General features: G+C 69.2%; 16 protein-coding genes. 8 read left to right on the top strand and 8 right to left on the bottom strand.

The features are described from left to right. Nucleotides 1-4: 4 nt before the first annotated feature. Nucleotides 5-814 (top strand): SDR family NAD(P)-dependent oxidoreductase, encoded by an 810-nt coding sequence (locus ACZYYX_RS25325; protein WP_463817491.1) that lies wholly within the window; start codon nucleotides 5-7, stop codon nucleotides 812-814. On the opposite strand, the gene ACZYYX_RS25320 is transcribed toward ACZYYX_RS25325, so the two are convergent. The 3 genes from ACZYYX_RS25320 to ACZYYX_RS25310 are packed head-to-tail and all read right to left on the bottom strand — an operon-like array spanning nucleotide 804 to nucleotide 3,615. Continuing rightward, complete coding sequence (locus tag ACZYYX_RS25320; protein WP_463817490.1) at nucleotides 804-1,796, bottom strand: acyl-CoA dehydrogenase family protein; 993 nt, start codon at nucleotides 1,794-1,796, stop codon at nucleotides 804-806. The two genes, ACZYYX_RS25325 and ACZYYX_RS25320, sit on opposite strands and share 11 nt — an antisense overlap. Beyond that, nucleotides 1,793-2,932, bottom strand: a complete 1,140-nt coding sequence (locus tag ACZYYX_RS25315) for an acyl-CoA dehydrogenase family protein (protein WP_463817489.1) — start codon at nucleotides 2,930-2,932, stop codon at nucleotides 1,793-1,795. The genes ACZYYX_RS25320 and ACZYYX_RS25315 overlap by 4 nt, the downstream gene beginning before the upstream one ends. Further along, a complete protein-coding gene (locus ACZYYX_RS25310) occupies nucleotides 2,932-3,615 on the bottom strand; it encodes a hypothetical protein (protein WP_463817487.1) in 684 nt (227 codons plus the stop codon). The genes ACZYYX_RS25315 and ACZYYX_RS25310 overlap by 1 nt, the downstream gene beginning before the upstream one ends. Nucleotides 3,616-3,723: 108 nt before the next feature. Between ACZYYX_RS25310 and ACZYYX_RS25305 the strand changes: the two genes are divergently transcribed. From ACZYYX_RS25305 to holA, 3 genes are read left to right on the top strand one after another with little or no spacing between them, the layout of a single operon-like run. Further along, nucleotides 3,724-4,551 carry a ComEA family DNA-binding protein gene (locus ACZYYX_RS25305; RefSeq protein WP_463817485.1) on the top strand — a complete coding sequence of 276 codons (828 nt, stop codon included), beginning with the start codon at nucleotides 3,724-3,726 and terminating at the stop codon, nucleotides 4,549-4,551. Continuing rightward, nucleotides 4,548-6,020 carry a ComEC/Rec2 family competence protein gene (locus tag ACZYYX_RS25300; protein WP_463817484.1) on the top strand — a complete coding sequence of 491 codons (1,473 nt, stop codon included), beginning with the start codon at nucleotides 4,548-4,550 and terminating at the stop codon, nucleotides 6,018-6,020. Before ACZYYX_RS25305 ends, ACZYYX_RS25300 begins: the two co-directional genes overlap by 4 nt. Nucleotides 6,021-6,028: 8 nt before the next feature. Beyond that, nucleotides 6,029-6,970, top strand: a complete 942-nt coding sequence (gene holA, locus ACZYYX_RS25295; RefSeq protein ID WP_463817771.1) for a DNA polymerase III subunit delta — start codon at nucleotides 6,029-6,031, stop codon at nucleotides 6,968-6,970. Between the two features lie 9 nt (nucleotides 6,971-6,979). On the opposite strand, the gene rpsT is transcribed toward holA, so the two are convergent. Then, on the bottom strand, nucleotides 6,980-7,240 hold the full coding sequence (gene rpsT / locus ACZYYX_RS25290) for a 30S ribosomal protein S20 (RefSeq protein WP_463817482.1): 261 nt from the start codon (nucleotides 7,238-7,240) through the stop codon (nucleotides 6,980-6,982). 212 nt (nucleotides 7,241-7,452) lie between these two features. Between rpsT and ACZYYX_RS25285 the strand changes: the two genes are divergently transcribed. The 3 genes from ACZYYX_RS25285 to ACZYYX_RS25275 are packed head-to-tail and all read left to right on the top strand — an operon-like array spanning nucleotide 7,453 to nucleotide 10,916. Then, entirely contained in the window at nucleotides 7,453-9,087 is a 1,635-nt protein-coding gene (locus ACZYYX_RS25285; RefSeq protein WP_463817481.1) for a circularly permuted type 2 ATP-grasp protein, read from the top strand. Nucleotides 9,088-9,099: 12 nt separating this feature from the next. Beyond that, nucleotides 9,100-10,074, top strand: coding sequence for an alpha-E domain-containing protein (locus tag ACZYYX_RS25280; protein ID WP_463817480.1), 975 nt, complete (start codon nucleotides 9,100-9,102; stop codon nucleotides 10,072-10,074). 2 nt (nucleotides 10,075-10,076) lie between these two features. Next, nucleotides 10,077-10,916: a transglutaminase family protein gene (locus ACZYYX_RS25275; RefSeq protein ID WP_463817479.1), complete on the top strand. Its 840-nt coding sequence runs from the start codon at nucleotides 10,077-10,079 to the stop codon at nucleotides 10,914-10,916. Here the strand turns inward: ACZYYX_RS25275 and ACZYYX_RS25270 are convergent. Next, nucleotides 10,900-11,760 (bottom strand): ribonuclease Z, encoded by an 861-nt coding sequence (locus ACZYYX_RS25270; RefSeq protein ID WP_463817478.1) that lies wholly within the window; start codon nucleotides 11,758-11,760, stop codon nucleotides 10,900-10,902. The genes ACZYYX_RS25275 and ACZYYX_RS25270 overlap by 17 nt on opposite strands. Nucleotides 11,761-11,800: 40 nt before the next feature. After that, complete coding sequence (locus tag ACZYYX_RS25265; protein ID WP_463817477.1) at nucleotides 11,801-12,823, bottom strand: aldo/keto reductase; 1,023 nt, start codon at nucleotides 12,821-12,823, stop codon at nucleotides 11,801-11,803. A gap of 118 nt (nucleotides 12,824-12,941) precedes the next feature. Here ACZYYX_RS25265 and ACZYYX_RS25260 point away from each other — a divergent pair, with 118 nt between their 5' ends. After that, nucleotides 12,942-13,370 (top strand): CBS domain-containing protein, encoded by a 429-nt coding sequence (locus ACZYYX_RS25260; protein ID WP_463817476.1) that lies wholly within the window; start codon nucleotides 12,942-12,944, stop codon nucleotides 13,368-13,370. Here the strand turns inward: ACZYYX_RS25260 and ACZYYX_RS25255 are convergent. Continuing rightward, a complete protein-coding gene (locus tag ACZYYX_RS25255) occupies nucleotides 13,357-14,715 on the bottom strand; it encodes an LLM class flavin-dependent oxidoreductase (RefSeq protein ID WP_463817770.1) in 1,359 nt (452 codons plus the stop codon). The genes ACZYYX_RS25260 and ACZYYX_RS25255 overlap by 14 nt on opposite strands. A gap of 35 nt (nucleotides 14,716-14,750) precedes the next feature. Further along, entirely contained in the window at nucleotides 14,751-15,653 is a 903-nt protein-coding gene (locus tag ACZYYX_RS25250; RefSeq protein ID WP_463817474.1) for a MetQ/NlpA family ABC transporter substrate-binding protein, read from the bottom strand. Between the last annotated feature and the right edge of the window lie 2 nt (nucleotides 15,654-15,655).

Genomic DNA, 15,655 nt, shown 5'->3' with positions numbered 1-15,655 from the left:
CTGGATGGGTGAGTCGACGCGGGTCGCCGTGGTGACAGGTGCCAGCCGGGGAGCCGGGGAGGGCATCGCCGCGGCGCTGGCCGCCCGCGGCTGGCGGGTGTACGGGACCGGCCGCGGTATCGATCCCGCGCCGGACTGGGGCGTCGGGGTGCGGGTGGATCACCGCGACGACGACGCCGTCGGCGAGTTCTTCGGCGCCGTTTCGCGCGCCGAGGGAGGACTCGACCTCCTGGTCAACAACGCCGCCGCGATCTCCGACGACCTGGTTGGTCCGGAACCGTTCTGGCGCAAGCCCCGTGCGCTGGCCGACGTGCTCGACGTCGGCCTGCGATCCTCCTATGTCGCCGCCTGGTACGCCGCGCCGCTGCTCGTCGAGCGCGACCGCGGGCTCATCGCGTTCACGTCCTCGCCGGGCGCGGTGTGCTACATGCACGGCCCGGCCTACGGGGCGCAGAAAGCGGGCACCGACAAGATGGCCGCCGACATGGCGGTCGACCTCGACGGCACCGGGGTGTCGACCGTGTCGATCTGGATGGGAATCCTGCTCACCGAGAAGATGCGCCGCGCCTTCGACGGTGATCCCGACGCGCTCGCCGGCTTCGCCGCGCACGCCGAAACACCTGAATTCACGGGATATCTCATCGACGCACTGTTCTGCGACCCTGACCTGTCCCAACGGAGTGGCCGCGCCGTGATCGGCGCCGAGCTGGCGCGCGAGTACGGGATCACCGATGCCGGCGGCCGTGTCCCGCCGTCGCATCGCGACATGCTGGGCGCTCCGCGCGAACCCAGCACGGTGATCGTCAGGGGCTGATCAGCGGCCACAGACCCTGCGGGCCGGCGTGCATCGCCATATCGGTGAGCCGATCGTCCCAGTGCCTCGTCGAGCCGAACTCCGAACGCCATGCCAGTGCCGCCCGGGTGTAGTGGTGCAGACGGTGCTCGATCGTGGTGCCGATCGCCCCGTGTACCTGGTGGGCGTTGCGGACCACCACCGAGGTGGCGTGCCCTGCGCACGAACGGGCTGCCGCGACAAGGAATTCCAGATGTGGTGCCGTCCAGTCGGTGGCCGCGGCGACCGACAGCGCCGCCTCGGTGGCCGAACGGGCCAGCGCTGCCTCGCAGGCGATATCGGAGATGAGGTGCTGGACGGCTTGGAACTTCGCCAGCGGTCGTCCGAACTGCATACGGGTCGTCGCGTGGTCGACCGACGACTCCAGCGCGCTGTCCAGCGCTGCGCAGATCTGCACGGCACGCACCAGGGCGCCCTTGAGGCGCAGCGTGTCGACGAGTTCCTCGGATACCTGTACACCGGACAGGGCCGCGGTGTCGACGCCGACGGTGTCGCGTGGCTCGCCGATCATGTTGGCGCCTGCGGTGATCGACATGTCGGCTGGGTCGACGTCGGCGACCCGATAGCAGCCGTCGCCGGCCCAGACCGCCACGATCCGCTGGGCGGTCGATGCCCACGGAACGCCCGCGGCGTGGCCGTGGTCATCGAGCAGGGCGACGGTGCGCGGCCGCGAATCGACTGCGACACCTGAGGCGTCGAGGAGCCAGCAGGCCAGGAGATCGTGCTCGGCCAACGGGATTCGGGCGGCGTGGCGCACTGCGGCGGACATCAGCTCGGCGGCCTCGGGCCATCCTGCGCCGCTGCCGCCAGAGATCTCCGACCCGGTGAGTCGCACAAGGCCCAGAGCGTCGAGACGGTCCCACAGATCGGTGTCACCGCCGTGTTCGGCGAACACGGCGGTCATCATGTCGGTCAAAGCCGCGTCGACATCGGACACGCTCATCGCAGCCCCAATCCGCGCGCGATGACGCCGCGCAAGACTTCGTTGGTGCCCCCGCGGATGGTGAAGCCAGGCCGCTGGTCTACCGCGGCGTCGGCGAGCGCGGTGAAGCCCGCAGCGTGTTCGCTTGCCAGATGCCCGAATTCGGCGATATCGCCCTCTGTGGTGGTGCCGAGGACCTTGACCACCGCGGCGGGCACGTCCGGCGATTCACCGCGCTGCAGGGCGCCGGCCACCGCAGAGGACATCTGGTGAAGACCGGCGACCCGGCCCACCAGCCTGCCCAGCTCGGCGTCGCGCGGAATCTCGTCGTCACGCATCGCCCGAGTCATCGCGTCGAGGAGCATGAACGTCGAGAGCACCCGTTCGGGCCCGCTGCGCTCGAAGGCCAGCTCCGAGGTGACCTGGTGCCATCCGGCGCCGATCTCGCCGAACACCATGTCATCGGGAACAAAGGTGCCGTCGAGGATCACCTCGTTGAAATGATGGGCGCCGTTCATCGACGTGATCGGCCGGATCTGCACGTCCGCGCCGCGCAGATCCACGATGAACTGGCTCAGCCCGGCGTGGCGGTGGGCGGGATCGACTGGCGCGGTGCGCACCAACGCGATGAACGCGTGGGCCAGGTGCGCACCCGAGGTCCACACTTTCGTCCCGGTGAGCCGCCACCCGCCCTCGACCCGCTCCGCCCGGGTCCGCACACTCGCGAGATCCGAACCGGAATCCGGCTCGCTCATCCCGATCCCGAAAAAGCATTCGCCCGCAACGATTCTCGGGAGAAAGTGCGCTTTCTGCTTCTCGGTGCCGTACTTGAGCAGAGAAGGCACGATCTGCCTGTCGGCGATCCAGTGGGCAGCCACCGGAGCACCCGCGGCCAGCAGCTCCTCCGTCACGACGAAGCGCTCGAGGAACGTGCGTCCAGGCCCGCCGTAGTCGACGGGAACCGTCATGCCGAGCCAGCCGCGGGCGGCCAGCGCCGCGGTGAAGGCCTCGTCCCACCCGGACAACCAGACGTCGACTGAGGGGGTGAAGGTCCCCGCGGCCCGCTGCTCGGCGAGGAAGCTGCGGACCTCGGCCCGCAGCTGCTCGGTGCTCGAGAGGTCGCCGCTCGACTGCGGCACCAGGCGGGGAAGCACCATCACTCTCCTACGGGTTCTCGGACGTCGTCGGCCACTTCGGTGTCGTCGGTGTCGTCGGTGGCCGCGGCGTCCTCGGCGGCGGTGGCTGCGTCGTGCGCGGCCGGCCTGGAGAGCGCGAACCCGAGTCCGGCGACGAAGGCCACCGACAGCAGACCCCCGAAGTAGTGGTTCATCGGGCCGCCCGGGGAGATGAAACTGCCGGGAGGTCCGATCACCGTGATGGTCTCGATCAACTGCTCCACGGTGAACACGGCGGCGATGATCCCGAGCCACCGCGGCAGCCGGCCTTCGTTGGCGTGCATCAGGATCGGCGCGGCCACCAGGATGTTGGCGATGGTGGCCACGGGCAGCCACATGGCCCCCACATCCTCGATAGCGCGTGCAGTGGCGGCCGCGGTCTGGCCCGGGCGCAGCGACAGACCGCCGGTGAACCAGACCGCGACGCACAGCTGGGCCACCAGCAGCGTCGAGCCGATCGTGAACAGGTACGCGGGTGGACCGCGCAGCCGATCGCGCGCGAACGCCAACACAACGGCGAGCGCCAGGGCGGCGAAGGTCAGCAGCAGCGCCTGCATGCGGGTGACGCCGGGGTCGGCGCCGGGCAGGGCGTGGAGGCCGACGACGGCCGTGGCATACAGCACCGCGAACGCTGCGCCGGCGATCATCGGGGCTCGACCGTTCATTGGCGGTCATGCTATCCCGCTGTCCACAGAGCCGACTTCATCCACAGGTCTGGCGGGCAGCCGCGGCGCATCGCCGAGCTCGTCGGCGGGCGTGCCTACCGTCGCGGTATGTCGACCGAACTGCCTGCCGAGCGGCTCCGGCGGCGCCTGGGTTCCGACGTCACGCAGGATGCCGCGGAACCCGACGACGACGCTGCTGACGCCGCGCTGTCGCGCTGGCTGCCCGAACAGAACACGGACCGGGGCCCGGCGTGGCTGTCCCGCGTGCGGGCGGACCCGGGACGCGCCGGAGTCGTCGCACTCGGAGTCGTCGGTCTGGTCGCGGTGCTCGTGACTGTCGTCAGCCTGCTGCGCGACAAGCCCCCGGCGGTGGTGTCGGCCAAGCTTCCGCCGGTCGAGATGGCGGCAACCGGCGTCGGAGCCCCGGTGACCTCGACCGCGGCAGCAGGGCCGGTCGTGGTCAGTGTCGTCGGGTTGGTGCACGAACCCGGTCTGGTCACGCTGGAGCCGGGGGCTCGGATCGCCGATGCACTCGAGGCCGCGGGTGGGGCTCTCGACGGCGCCGACGTGCTCGGACTGAACATGGCGCGCAAAGTCGCCGACGGGGAACAGATCGTCGTCGGCATCGGGGCCGCGCCCGGTCAGCCGGCGGAGATGGGCAGCTCGGTGGCCTCCGATGCGTCTGCGTCGCCGGCGTCGCCGACGTCACCGGGGGCACCGCCGGGTGGGGGGAGTGCGCAGGGCCCGGTCGACCTGAACACCGCGACCGCCGAGCAACTCGACGCCCTGCCTGGCGTGGGTCCCGTGACGGCTGCGGCGATCGTGTCGTGGCGGGACGCGCACGGTCGCTTCGGCAGTGTCGATCAGCTCGGTGATGTGGACGGGATCGGTCCGGCGCGGTTGGAGAAGCTGCGTGGGCTCGTGGTGGCGGGATGACGGATGTGCGGCTGGTGCCCGCCGCGCTGACGGCGTGGGCGGTGACGGCCGCGGGGATCGGGTGGGGGTATGCGGCCGCGGGTGCCGCCGTGCTGTGCGGGGTCGGCGCGACCCTGGCTGCGGGGTGGTGGGCGAGCCGGCGGCGGGGCACCGCCGGGCGGGCCGACCCGAAACCGGTGCTGGTGGCCGCGGCCGCGGTGGCTCTGGTGGGCAGCGGCTTCGCGATCGCGGTGTGCCTGCGCGTCGACGCGGTGCGGCATCACCCGGTGACGACGCGCCTCGGGGCGGTCGCCGAGGTGGTGGTCACGCCCGACGAGACACCGCGTGTGCTCGACGGCGGCCGGGCGATGTTCCGGGGGACACTCGCGCGCCTGGACGGCGCCCCGTCGTCGGGGACGGTGCTCGTGTTCGCCTCCGGGGCCGACTACGCCGCGCTGCAGGCGGGTCGGCCCGCCGGGTTCCGAGCTCGGGTCAGCCGCCCGAACCGCCGTGACCTCACGGTCGCCGTCCTGTCGGCGACCGGGCGGCCCCGCCTCGGTGACGCGGCGCCGGTGTATCGCCTCGCACACCGGATTCGCGCCGGGTTCGCCGACGCGGTCCGGCTCGTGCTTCCCGTGGACCAGGCGACGTTGCTGCCGGCGTTGGTGCTCGGGGACACCTCGACTGTGCCCGCGCAGACCGCGAAGGATTTCCGGGTGGCCGGGCTGACCCATCTGATGGCGGTGTCGGGTGCGAACATCACGATCGTGTGCGGGGCGATGCTGCTCAGCGCCGCGCTGCTGGGGCCGCGGATTGCGGTCGTGCTGGCCGCGATCACCCTGGCCGGCTTCGTCATCGTGGTCCAACCGTCGGCCAGCGTGCTGCGGGCCGCGGTCATGGGCGCGATAACGCTGCTGGCGGTGCTGACCCGCCGGCACCGGCAAGCGCTGCCCGCGCTGGGGGCCGCGATCATCGTGCTGATGATCGCCACGCCACAGCTCGCCGTGGACGTCGGCTTCGCGCTGTCGGTGTCGGCCACCGCCGGGCTGGTCGTCGTCGCGCCGGTGTGGTCGCGTCAGCTGACCCGCCGCGGCTGGCCCCGCCCCCTGGCCGATGCGGTCAGCGTGGCGCTGGCGGCCCAGCTGGTCACTGCACCTCTCGTGGCAGGGGTGTCGGGGTCGGTGAGCCTCGTCGCGGTGGTCGCCAATCTGGTCGTCGCGCCTGTCATCCCGCCGATCACGCTGATCGGGACGGCCGCCGCCGCGCTGTGCCCGCTCTGGCCCGCAGGCGCGCAGCTGCTCATCCGGTTCACCGGTCCAGAGGTGTGGTGGCTGGCGAGCGTGGCCCGCTGGGCGGCCGCGCTGCCGGCGGCGGCGCTGCCCGTGCCGTCGGGGCTCGCGGGGGTGGCCGTGGTCGCGGTGGCGTCATGCACTGTCGCGGCGGTGTGGCATTGGGGCCTGTCGGGCCGGCGTGGCACCATCGTCCGGTGAGCACCGGCCTGCACCTGATCCTCGGTGATGAGGAGTTGCTCGTCGAACGCGCTGTCGCGGTGGTCCTGGCGCGAGCCCGCGCATCGGCGGGCACAGCCGACGTCCCGGTCGACCGCATGCGGGCCGGTGAGGTCAGCGTCAGTGAGATTGCCGAACTGCTCAGCCCGTCACTGTTCGCCGACGAGCGCGTGGTGGTTCTCGAGGCGGCCGCCGAGGCGGGCAAGGACGCGGTCGCCCTCATCGAAACTGCCGCTTCGGACCTCCCCGAGGGGACGCTGCTCGTGGTCGTGCACTCCGGCGGCGGGCGGGCGAAAGCGCTCGCCGATCGGTTGAAGAAGCTGGGCGCCGAGGTCCACCCGTGCGCGCGGATCACGAAGGCCAGTGAACGCGCTGACTTCGTCCGCAAGGAGTTCCGCGCTCTGCGCACCAAGGTCTCCGACGACACCGTGACCGCCGTGATCGACGCCATCGGTTCGGATCTGCGGGAGCTGGCCTCGGCGTGCTCGCAGCTGGTCGCCGACACCGGCGGCGTGGTCGACGCCGCCGCCGTTCGTCGCTACCACTCCGGAAAAGCCGAGGTGAAGGGTTTCGACATCGCCGACAAAGCGGTCGTCGGAGACGTGGCCGGGGCGGCGGAAGCGCTGCGCTGGGCGATGATGGCCGGCGAACCGCACGTCGTGCTGGCCGACGCGCTCGCCGAGGCGGTCCACACGATCGCCAGGGTGGCGCCGCTGTCGGGAGATCCGTACCGGCTGGCCGGCGAACTGGGTATGCCGCCGTGGCGCGTGCAGAAAGCCCAGAAGCAGGCGCGGCGGTGGTCGCGTGATTCGGTGGCCGAGGCGCTGCGGGTGGTGGCAGCGCTCAACGCCGACGTCAAAGGCGCGGCGGCGGACGCCGACTACGCGCTGGAGAAGGCTGTGCGCTCAGTGGCCTCGCTGGCCAGCGATTGACGCGGTGCGTCAGATCTTGTTGAGCGCCTTGGCCAGTGCCGACTTGCGGTTGGCGGCCTGATTCTTGTGGATGACGCCCTTGCTGGCTGCCTTGTCGAGCTTGCGGCTGGTCGCGACCAGCAACGCGCCGGCCTTCTCCTTGTCACCGGACTCGACGGCCTCCCGGAATCCGCGGACCGCCGTGTGAAGCGACGACTTCACCGACTTGTTGCGCAGTCTGCGGCGCTCGTTGGTGCGGTTCCGCTTCTCCTGCGACTTGATGTTGGCCACGCGTGTAATCCTTCGGCAATCTCGACGGGTTTGGTTGAGTCTGTGGGGCGCCCGCGGGGGGCAGCGACTGCTCAGGTTAGCAGCGAGCAAGGACATCGCCCAAAACGGAGGCCACTGGCCTGCCGAAATGGCAGAAATGCTGCAGCATGGCAGGGTGCGCATCTGGAGCGCATGCATTGCGCACGTCAGCGTACGGGAGGAGTACGACAGCTTTGCCGACAGAAACCGCACGGACGACACGCACCACCAAGCAGGCCCGACGGCACGAGGGCATCTTCGGCGGATACAACAAGCTCGGCACCTACGCCCAGGCGTTCGACGAGATGTTCGACGCCAACGGCAACGTGCGCGGCCCCTACAAGGGCATCCACTCGGAGCTGGCACCTGCCGACGTCTCCGACCTCGAGGCGCGTTCCGACGCGCTGGGTCGCGCCTTCATCGACCAGGGCATCACGTTCTCCCTGTCCGGACAGGAGCGGCCGTTCCCGCTGGACCTCGTGCCGCGGGTCATCTCGGCGGCCGAGTGGACCCGGCTCGAGCGCGGCATCCGTCAGCGGGTGCAAGCCCTGGAGATGTATCTCGAGGACATCTACGGCGAGCAGGAGATCCTGCGCGACGGAGTGATCCCGCGCCGGCTGGTCACGTCCTGCGAGCACTTCCACCGCGAAGCGGTCGGCATCACCCCGCCGAACGGGGTGCGCATCCACGTCGCCGGCATCGACCTGATTCGCGACTCGCAGGGCACGTGGCGGGTCCTCGAGGACAACCTGCGCTCGCCGTCGGGGGTGTCCTACGTGATGGAGAACCGCCGCACGATGGCGCGGGTGTTCCCGAACCTGTTCGCCACGCACCGGGTGCGCGCCGTCGGGGACTACGCCTCCCATCTCCTGCGTGCACTGCGCAACGCCGCGGCCAACAACGTCGCCGATCCGACCGTCGTCGTCCTCACCCCCGGGGTGTACAACTCGGCCTACTTCGAGCATTCGCTGCTCGCCCGGCAGATGGGTGTCGAGCTCGTCGAGGGTCGCGATCTGTTCTGCCGCGACAACACGGTGTACATGCGCACCACCGAAGGTGAGCGCCAGGTCGATGTGATCTATCGCCGCATCGACGACGACTACCTGGACCCGATGCAGTTCAAGCCCGACTCCGTCCTCGGAGTGGCAGGCATCCTCAATGCCGCCCGCGCGGGCAACGTGGTGATCTCCAGCGCCGTCGGCAACGGTGTCGGCGACGACAAGCTCGTCTACACCTACGTGCCGACGATCATCGAGTACTACCTGGGTGAGAAGCCCCTGCTGGCCAACGTCGACACGTACCGCTGCTGGCTCGACGAGGAACGTGAAGAGGTGCTCGACTGCATCGACGAGCTGGTCATCAAACCCGTTGAGGGCTCGGGCGGTTACGGCATCGTGTTCGGACCCGATGCCTCGCCGAAGGAGTTGGCGACGATCACCAGGAAGATCAACTCCGACCCGCGCGGATGGATCGCCCAGCCGGTGATGCAGCTGTCGACGGTGCCGACGCAGATCGACGACGAACTCGCACCCCGCCACGTCGACCTGCGCCCGTTCGCCGTCAACGATGGCGACGACGTGTGGGTCCTGCCCGGCGGGCTGACCCGGGTGGCGCTGCCCGAGGGATCGCTGGTCGTGAACTCGAGTCAGGGCGGTGGGTCCAAAGACACCTGGGTGCTGGCCTCGCGCACCTCGGTGGCCGACCGGGAGCTGGGCGCCGCCGAGGTCGTGCGCTCCCTGCCAAGAGCTGCGGCAGCCGCCAAGAACGGCAGCCGCAACGGCAAGGCGGAGTCGACCAACGATCAGCAGCAACAACAGCAGCAGCAGTAGGGGAGGTTGACGATGCTGGCCAGGAATGCCGAATCCCTCTACTGGATCGGGCGCTACGTCGAGCGCGCCGATGACACCGCGCGCATCCTCGATGTGACGGTGCATCAGCTGCTGGAGGATTCCAGCGTCGATCCCGACCAGGCCTCGCGCACCCTGCTGCGCGTGTTGGGCATCGACCCGCCCGACGAGGTCCTCGACGTGTGGTCGCTCACCGATGTCGTGGCGTTCAGCAGGGAGACCTACGGCGGCTGCTCGATCGTCGAGGCGATCTCCGCCGCGCGTGAGAATGCCCGTGGTGCACGAGAAGTCACCTCCACCGAGATCTGGGAGTGCCTGAACACCACCTACAACGCGCTCGCCGAACGGGAACGCGCCGCGAAACGTCTCGGGCCCCACGAGTTCCTGTCGTACGTGGAGGGCCGCGCCGCGATGTTCGCAGGACTGGCCGACTCGACGTTGTCGCGCGACGACGGCTACCGCTTCATGCTGCTCGGGCGCGCGCTGGAACGCGTGGACATGACGGTCCGTCTGCTGCTGTCCCGTGTCGGTGACAGTGCGTCGTCGCCGGCATGGGTCACGCTGCTGCGGTCGGCCGGTGCCCATGACACGTATCTGCGGACCTACCGTGGTGTCCTCGATGCCGGCCGGGTCGTGGAGTTCATGCTGCTGGACAGGCTCTTCCCGCGGTCGATCTTCTATTCGCTGCGGCTCGCCGAACACAGCCTCGACGAGCTGATGAATCGCCCGCACGGTCGTCTCGGCGCCACCGCCGAAGCGCAGCGACTCCTCGGCCGGGCGCGCAGCGAGCTGGAATTCCTGCGGCCCGGTGTGCTGCTCGAATCACTCGAGCAGCGGCTTGCTTCGCTGCAGACGACGGTCTTCGATGTCGGAGAGTCGTTGGCACTGCAGTACTTCCACTCCGCGCCGTGGGTGGCGTGGACGGATGCGGGACGCAACGCACTGGTGATCGAAGAAGGGGAGATCTAGGCATGTGGCGGATGCGCGTGGTCCACTCGACGGGCTATGCCTACAAGTCCCCGGTCACCGCGTCGTTCAACGAGGCGCGGCTCACGCCGCGCTCGGACTCGCGGCAGAATGTCATCCTCAACCGTGTCGAAACGGTTCCGGCGACCCGGTCGTACCGCTACGTCGACTACTGGGGCACCGCCGTCACCGCCTTCGACCTGCACGCGCCGCACACCGAGCTCGAGGTGACCGCGTCGTCCGTCGTGGAGACGGATCGTCCTGAGGCGCCGGCGGAAAAGGTGTCCTGGACCGACCTCGTCGGAGAGGCCGTGATCGATCGCTACGACGAGATGCTGGCGCCGACCCACTACGTGCCGGCCAGCAAGCGGATCGAACGCGTCGGCCGGCGGATCGCCAAGTACCACGAACCCGCGGAGGCGGTGATCGAGGCCGCGCGCTGGGTGCAGGCCGAACTGCAGTACGTGCCGGGGACCACCGGCGTGCACACCTCCGGGGTGGACGCGCTGCGAGAAGGCAAGGGAGTGTGTCAGGACTTCGCGCATCTGACCTTGATGTTGTTGCGCGGCATGGGCATTCCGTCGCGCTACGTGTCGGGGTACCTGCACCCGCAGCGCGACGCGAAGATCGGCGAGACGATCGACGGGCAGAGCCACGCGTGGATTCAGGCGTGGACCGGCGAATGGTGGCACTACGACCCCACCAACGACACCGAGATCACCGAGCAGTACATCAGTGTCGGTGTGGGCCGCGACTATTCGGACGTGACGCCACTGAAGGGCATCTACTCCGGCGAGGGTTCCACCGACCTGGACGTCATGGTGGAGATCAGCCGGCTGGCTTGACGCACACGCCCGGGTGCACTTCGACCCGAAGCAGGTCGTCGCCGATCTCGATCTGGCGGTCGAAGGCCGTCGCCGCCAGGGCGCGCCATTCGTCCTCCTGCCCTGGCACCAGCGCGGGCACGTAGTGCGTCAGGATCAGAATGCCGACCCCGGCTCGTGCCGCGGTCTCGCCCGCCTGCTGCACCGACGAGTGGTAGTCGCAGATGTCGCGGATGCGCTGCATCGGCATCGCGTCGATCAGATCCTTGCGGATCACGGTGTGCACCAATGCACCTGCGCCGGAGGCTAATTCGTCGAGTCCCTGGCATGGCACACTATCCCCGGCCAGCACCACCGAGGCGCCGTTGTGCTCGATGCGGAACCCGATCGTCGGTGCGACGGGACGATGGTCGGTCGGGCCGACGACGATCCGTACGCCGTCGCGGCCCCACACCACACCGCCGGTCACTTCTTCGACCTCCACCGGCGGTGGCGCGGTCAGGTCTGCATGGTGGGCGATGCGGTAGCCGATGTCGAACTGCAGTGATTCGAGGGTCTTCTGTACCACCTCGGCGGTGCCGGGCGGGCCGATGATCGGCAGCGGTGTCAGGTCGGGGGCGAAGTTGCCCACCCAGCGGCTGATGAGCACGTCGCCCAGGTCGGTGATGTGGTCGCTGTGCAGGTGGGTGAGCAGCAGCGCGGTCACTGTGTTCGCGCTGACGCCGACTGCCGCGGCGCGCTGCAGAACGCCGCGGCCGCAGTCGACGAGGAAGGTGTGTCCACCGGCGCGCACCAGAGTCGAGGGTCCCGCACGGCGCGGGTCTGGGATGGGACTTCCGGTGCCGAGCAGGGTCACTTCGATCATGGAGCAGGTATACCGCCAGGACAGTTCCGGCGTGGCGCAATCACTCCTCGGCCGTGTCCCCGTCGCTGCTGGACCGCACTGCCGCCGTGTCGGCGTAACGATTGCCGGTCACGGCATCGCCCGCACGCCCCAGCGCGCTGACCTGATCGGGGGTCAGCGCAACCGTCAGGGAGCCCAGGTTCTCGTCGATGCGGGCCGCGCGCCGGGTGCCGGGGATCGGCACGCTCGCCACGCCCAGTTCCTGCGCGCGGTGACGCAGCCAGGCGAGCGCCACCTGGGCCGCGGTGGCCCCGACCTCGCCGGCCACCTGTTCGACGGCGTCCACGACCCGCTGGTTCGCCTCCAGGGCGGGGCCGGCGAATCGCGGCATCGTGCGGCGGAAGTCGGTGTCGGACATGTCGGCGGCCGAACGCACCGTGCCCGTCAGGAACCCTCGGCCCAGCGGTGAGAACGGCACGAGGCCGATGCCCAGTTCGGCCGCCGTCGGTGCGATCGCGGACTCGATGTCTCGCGTCCAGATCGACCACTCGCTCTGCAGCGCGGCGATCGGATGCACGGCGTGGGCCGTTCGCAGTTCCTCGGCCGAGACCTCGGAGAGCCCGAGGTGGCGGACCTTGCCTGCACGCACCAACTCGGCCATGGCGCCCACCGTCTCTTCGATCGGAACCGCGGGGTCCCGCCGGTGCAGGTAGTACAGGTCCACGACATCGGTCTGCAGACGCTGCAGGCTCTCGTCGATGCACTGCCGCACGTAGGCCGCGTCACCACGTGCAGCGACGCGACCGCCGGTGCCGGCCGGGTTGGCGACGATGCCGAACTTCGTCGCCAGAGTCACCTCGTCGCGGCGGTCGGCGAGCAACCGGGCGATGAGCCGCTCGTTGTCGCCGGAACCGTAGACGTTGGCGGTGTCGATGAAGGTGACGCCGACGTCGACGGCGTGGTGGAGCGTGGCCAGCGATTCGGCGTCGTCGACGGCGCCGCCGTACACCGGCGTGAGCGCCATCCCGCCGAACCCCAGAGAGCTGACGGTCAGCTGGTCGCCGAGGGCGGTGGTGGGTGACATGGGGGTCCTCTCGGTCGTGTACGCGCGTCCTCGGACAGAGGCAACCGATCCGGCAAGGCGTTCTGTTCCGGCCGCCCCTGGGAGTACCCTGAGTGAGGTACATCACAAGGAGGTGGTGATGCGCATTTCCGACGTACTGCGTGTCAAGGGCGCATCTGTCGCGACGATCACTCCCGAGACGTCGGTGGCGGGCCTGCTCACCGAACTGGCGGTGCACAACATCGGCGCCATGGTGGTGATGTCCGACGAGGGGTTGCAGGGCATCGTCTCGGAGCGCGACGTCGTGCGCGGCCTGCACGAGGTCGGTGCCGAGCTGCTGCGCCGCCCCGTTGCCGACATCATGACGACCGTCGTCGCGACCTGCGCACCCGACGATCCGGTGGACAACCTGAGTGCGTTGATGACGACCAACCGGGTGCGCCACGTGCCCGTTGTCGTCGACGGCCGGCTGCGCGGCATCGTCAGCATCGGCGATGTCGTGAAGACCCGGATGGAGGAGCTGGAACGCGAGCAGCAGCGGCTGCAGGACTACATCACCCAGGGATAGCGGGGTCCAGCAGCGAGTTGTCGGCGAACGCCCCCCGATACGCCGCCGCGGGGTGGCTGTCGGGCAGCCGATCCCCGCGCCCGAACAGCTTGTGCCGCAACGTTCCCGACTTGTCCGTGGCGATCAGCCCGCGTTCCCGCAGCGTCGGGAACAGCCGGTCGGCGACCTCTTGGAAGGACTGGGGAACCGTCGCGTGATAGACGTTGATGCCGTCGACCCCCGCCTCCCGCCACTCCTCGAGTTGGTCGGCGATCTCCTCGGCGGTGCCGACGACCCGGTTGGCACCCTCGAGGACCCAGGCCAGGTCGCGAATGGTGGGCTCGGTGTTGCCCGAGGCCTCTGCGGCCCACCGCGCGAATCCCTGCACGCCGGTGAACTCGCCGAGCTCGCGCAGCGGGGTGTCCAGCGGGAGGTGGCCCGCGTCGACTCCCGCGTCGCCGAGTGCATGCAACGCAACGCCTTCGAGGTCGAGAAAGCGCTTGATCTCGTCGTGACGGCGCACCGCGTCCCGATGGGTGTCACCGATGACGAACGAAAGCCCCTGCGCGAAAGCGATATCGCCGGGATCGCGACCGTTCTCGGCGGCCAGCGCACGCGTTTCGGATGTCAGCGAGTGCGCAGCAGCGGGATTCGGGCTGCTGATGTACACGCCCTCGGCGTTACGGGCTGAGAACAGTTGTCCGGCAGGTGACGCGCCCGCCTGGAAGAGCACCGGCGTACGCTGCGGCGACGGCGACGAGAAGTGGGGTCCCTCCACCGAGTAGCGCTTGCCGACGTGGTTGATGCGGTGAATGCCGGCCGGATCGGAATGAACACCGCGCGCCTTGTCGGCCAGCAGCGCGTCGTCGTCCCAGGATCCCTCCCACAGCTTGTAGGTGACGTCGACGTATTCGTAGGCCCACTCGTAGCGTTCGTCGTGGTCCAGCGTCCCGTCGTGGCCGAAACTGCGGAACATGTTGGCGTTGAAGCTCGTCACGACATTCCACCCGAGCCGGCCCTCGGTGTAGTGATCCAGCGAGGACATCTTGCGCGCGAAGTTGAACGGGTGGTCCTGCACGATCGAACTGGTGAACACGATGCCGAGGTTCTCTGTGACCACTGCCAGAGCGGAGGCGAGCGAGGAGGGGTCGTTGACCGGGACCTGGATGCCGCCCTCGACAGCCTTGCGCCAGTTGCCGTTCCACGGTGCCCGCAACCCGAACACGTCGGCGAAGAACAGCAGGTCGTAGCCGGCCTTCTCGACAGTCGATGCCAGTGACGTCCAGTGACGCAGCGTGTTGAACTCGTGATTGCGCGCCTCCGGCGCCCGCCACAACCCGTGCAGCACATGGGAGGCGGTGTTCATCACGAACGCCGAATAGAACAGCGGGCGTTGACCGGTCACGAGATCGGCCCCAGCGTGTCGCGGATCAGCTTGTTGTCGGTCGTCTGGAGGAACTCCGCGATCCGCGGATCTTTGAACGTGTCGATCAGCTTGACCACGTTGGGGTCGTCGATGTGCTTGTTGCTCACCACGAGACCGCCCTCGCTGCCTTTCGGTGCAGGTTCGCGGGCGAGGATCTGCTGCTCCGTCAGACCGGCGGCGTAGACATCGGAGATGTGCACCACGACGGCGTCGACGTCGGCGAGGCTACGGGCCAGCTGACCGATCGGCACCTGCACGAACTGGTAGTTCTTCGGGTTGGACGCGATGTCATCGAGCTGCGGCAGACCCGCGAGCGTGTCCTTGCCGGGTTTGAGCGTGATCTGCTTGTCGTAGGCGAGGTCGAGCAGGGCGATGGCCTGTCCGGCCGGATCGTCGCGCAGCGCGATCTTGGCCCCCTTCGGTACCTGGTTCCAGGTGCGGTACTTGTCCGAGTAGGTCGCCTGGTCCCAGGTGAACGTCGGCGCGGCGAGCGTCAGCTGAAAACCGTTGGCGGCGATGGCGTCGTTGAGGAACGGCTGGTGCTCGAAGAAGTTGCCGGCGACCGTTCCGGCGTCGACGGCGCGGTTGATCTCGATCAGGTTGTCGATCTTGACGGGTTCGATCGTGATCCCGTGATCGGGTGCGATGTCGTTGGCGATGTAGCTCAGCAGGTTCTCGGCAGCGATGTCGGTGCTCCACGTCGCCACCGGCAAGGTGGCGCCGAACGGCTTGTCCTTGTTGGAGAGCTGCGCATAGGAGACGCCCCCGGCGACGGCGAGGACGACGACGGCCGCCGCGGCAATCCACGGCCAGCGCCTCTTCTTCTTGATGTCGATGTCGATACCCGCGCCCGAAGGCGCGCTGATCTGGTCGGTCATGG

The organism is Mycobacterium sp. IDUB_1 (assembly GCF_055419625.1).
The sequence above is the reverse complement of the archived record's forward strand: the minus strand, read 5'-3'. Positions and strand labels throughout refer to the sequence as shown.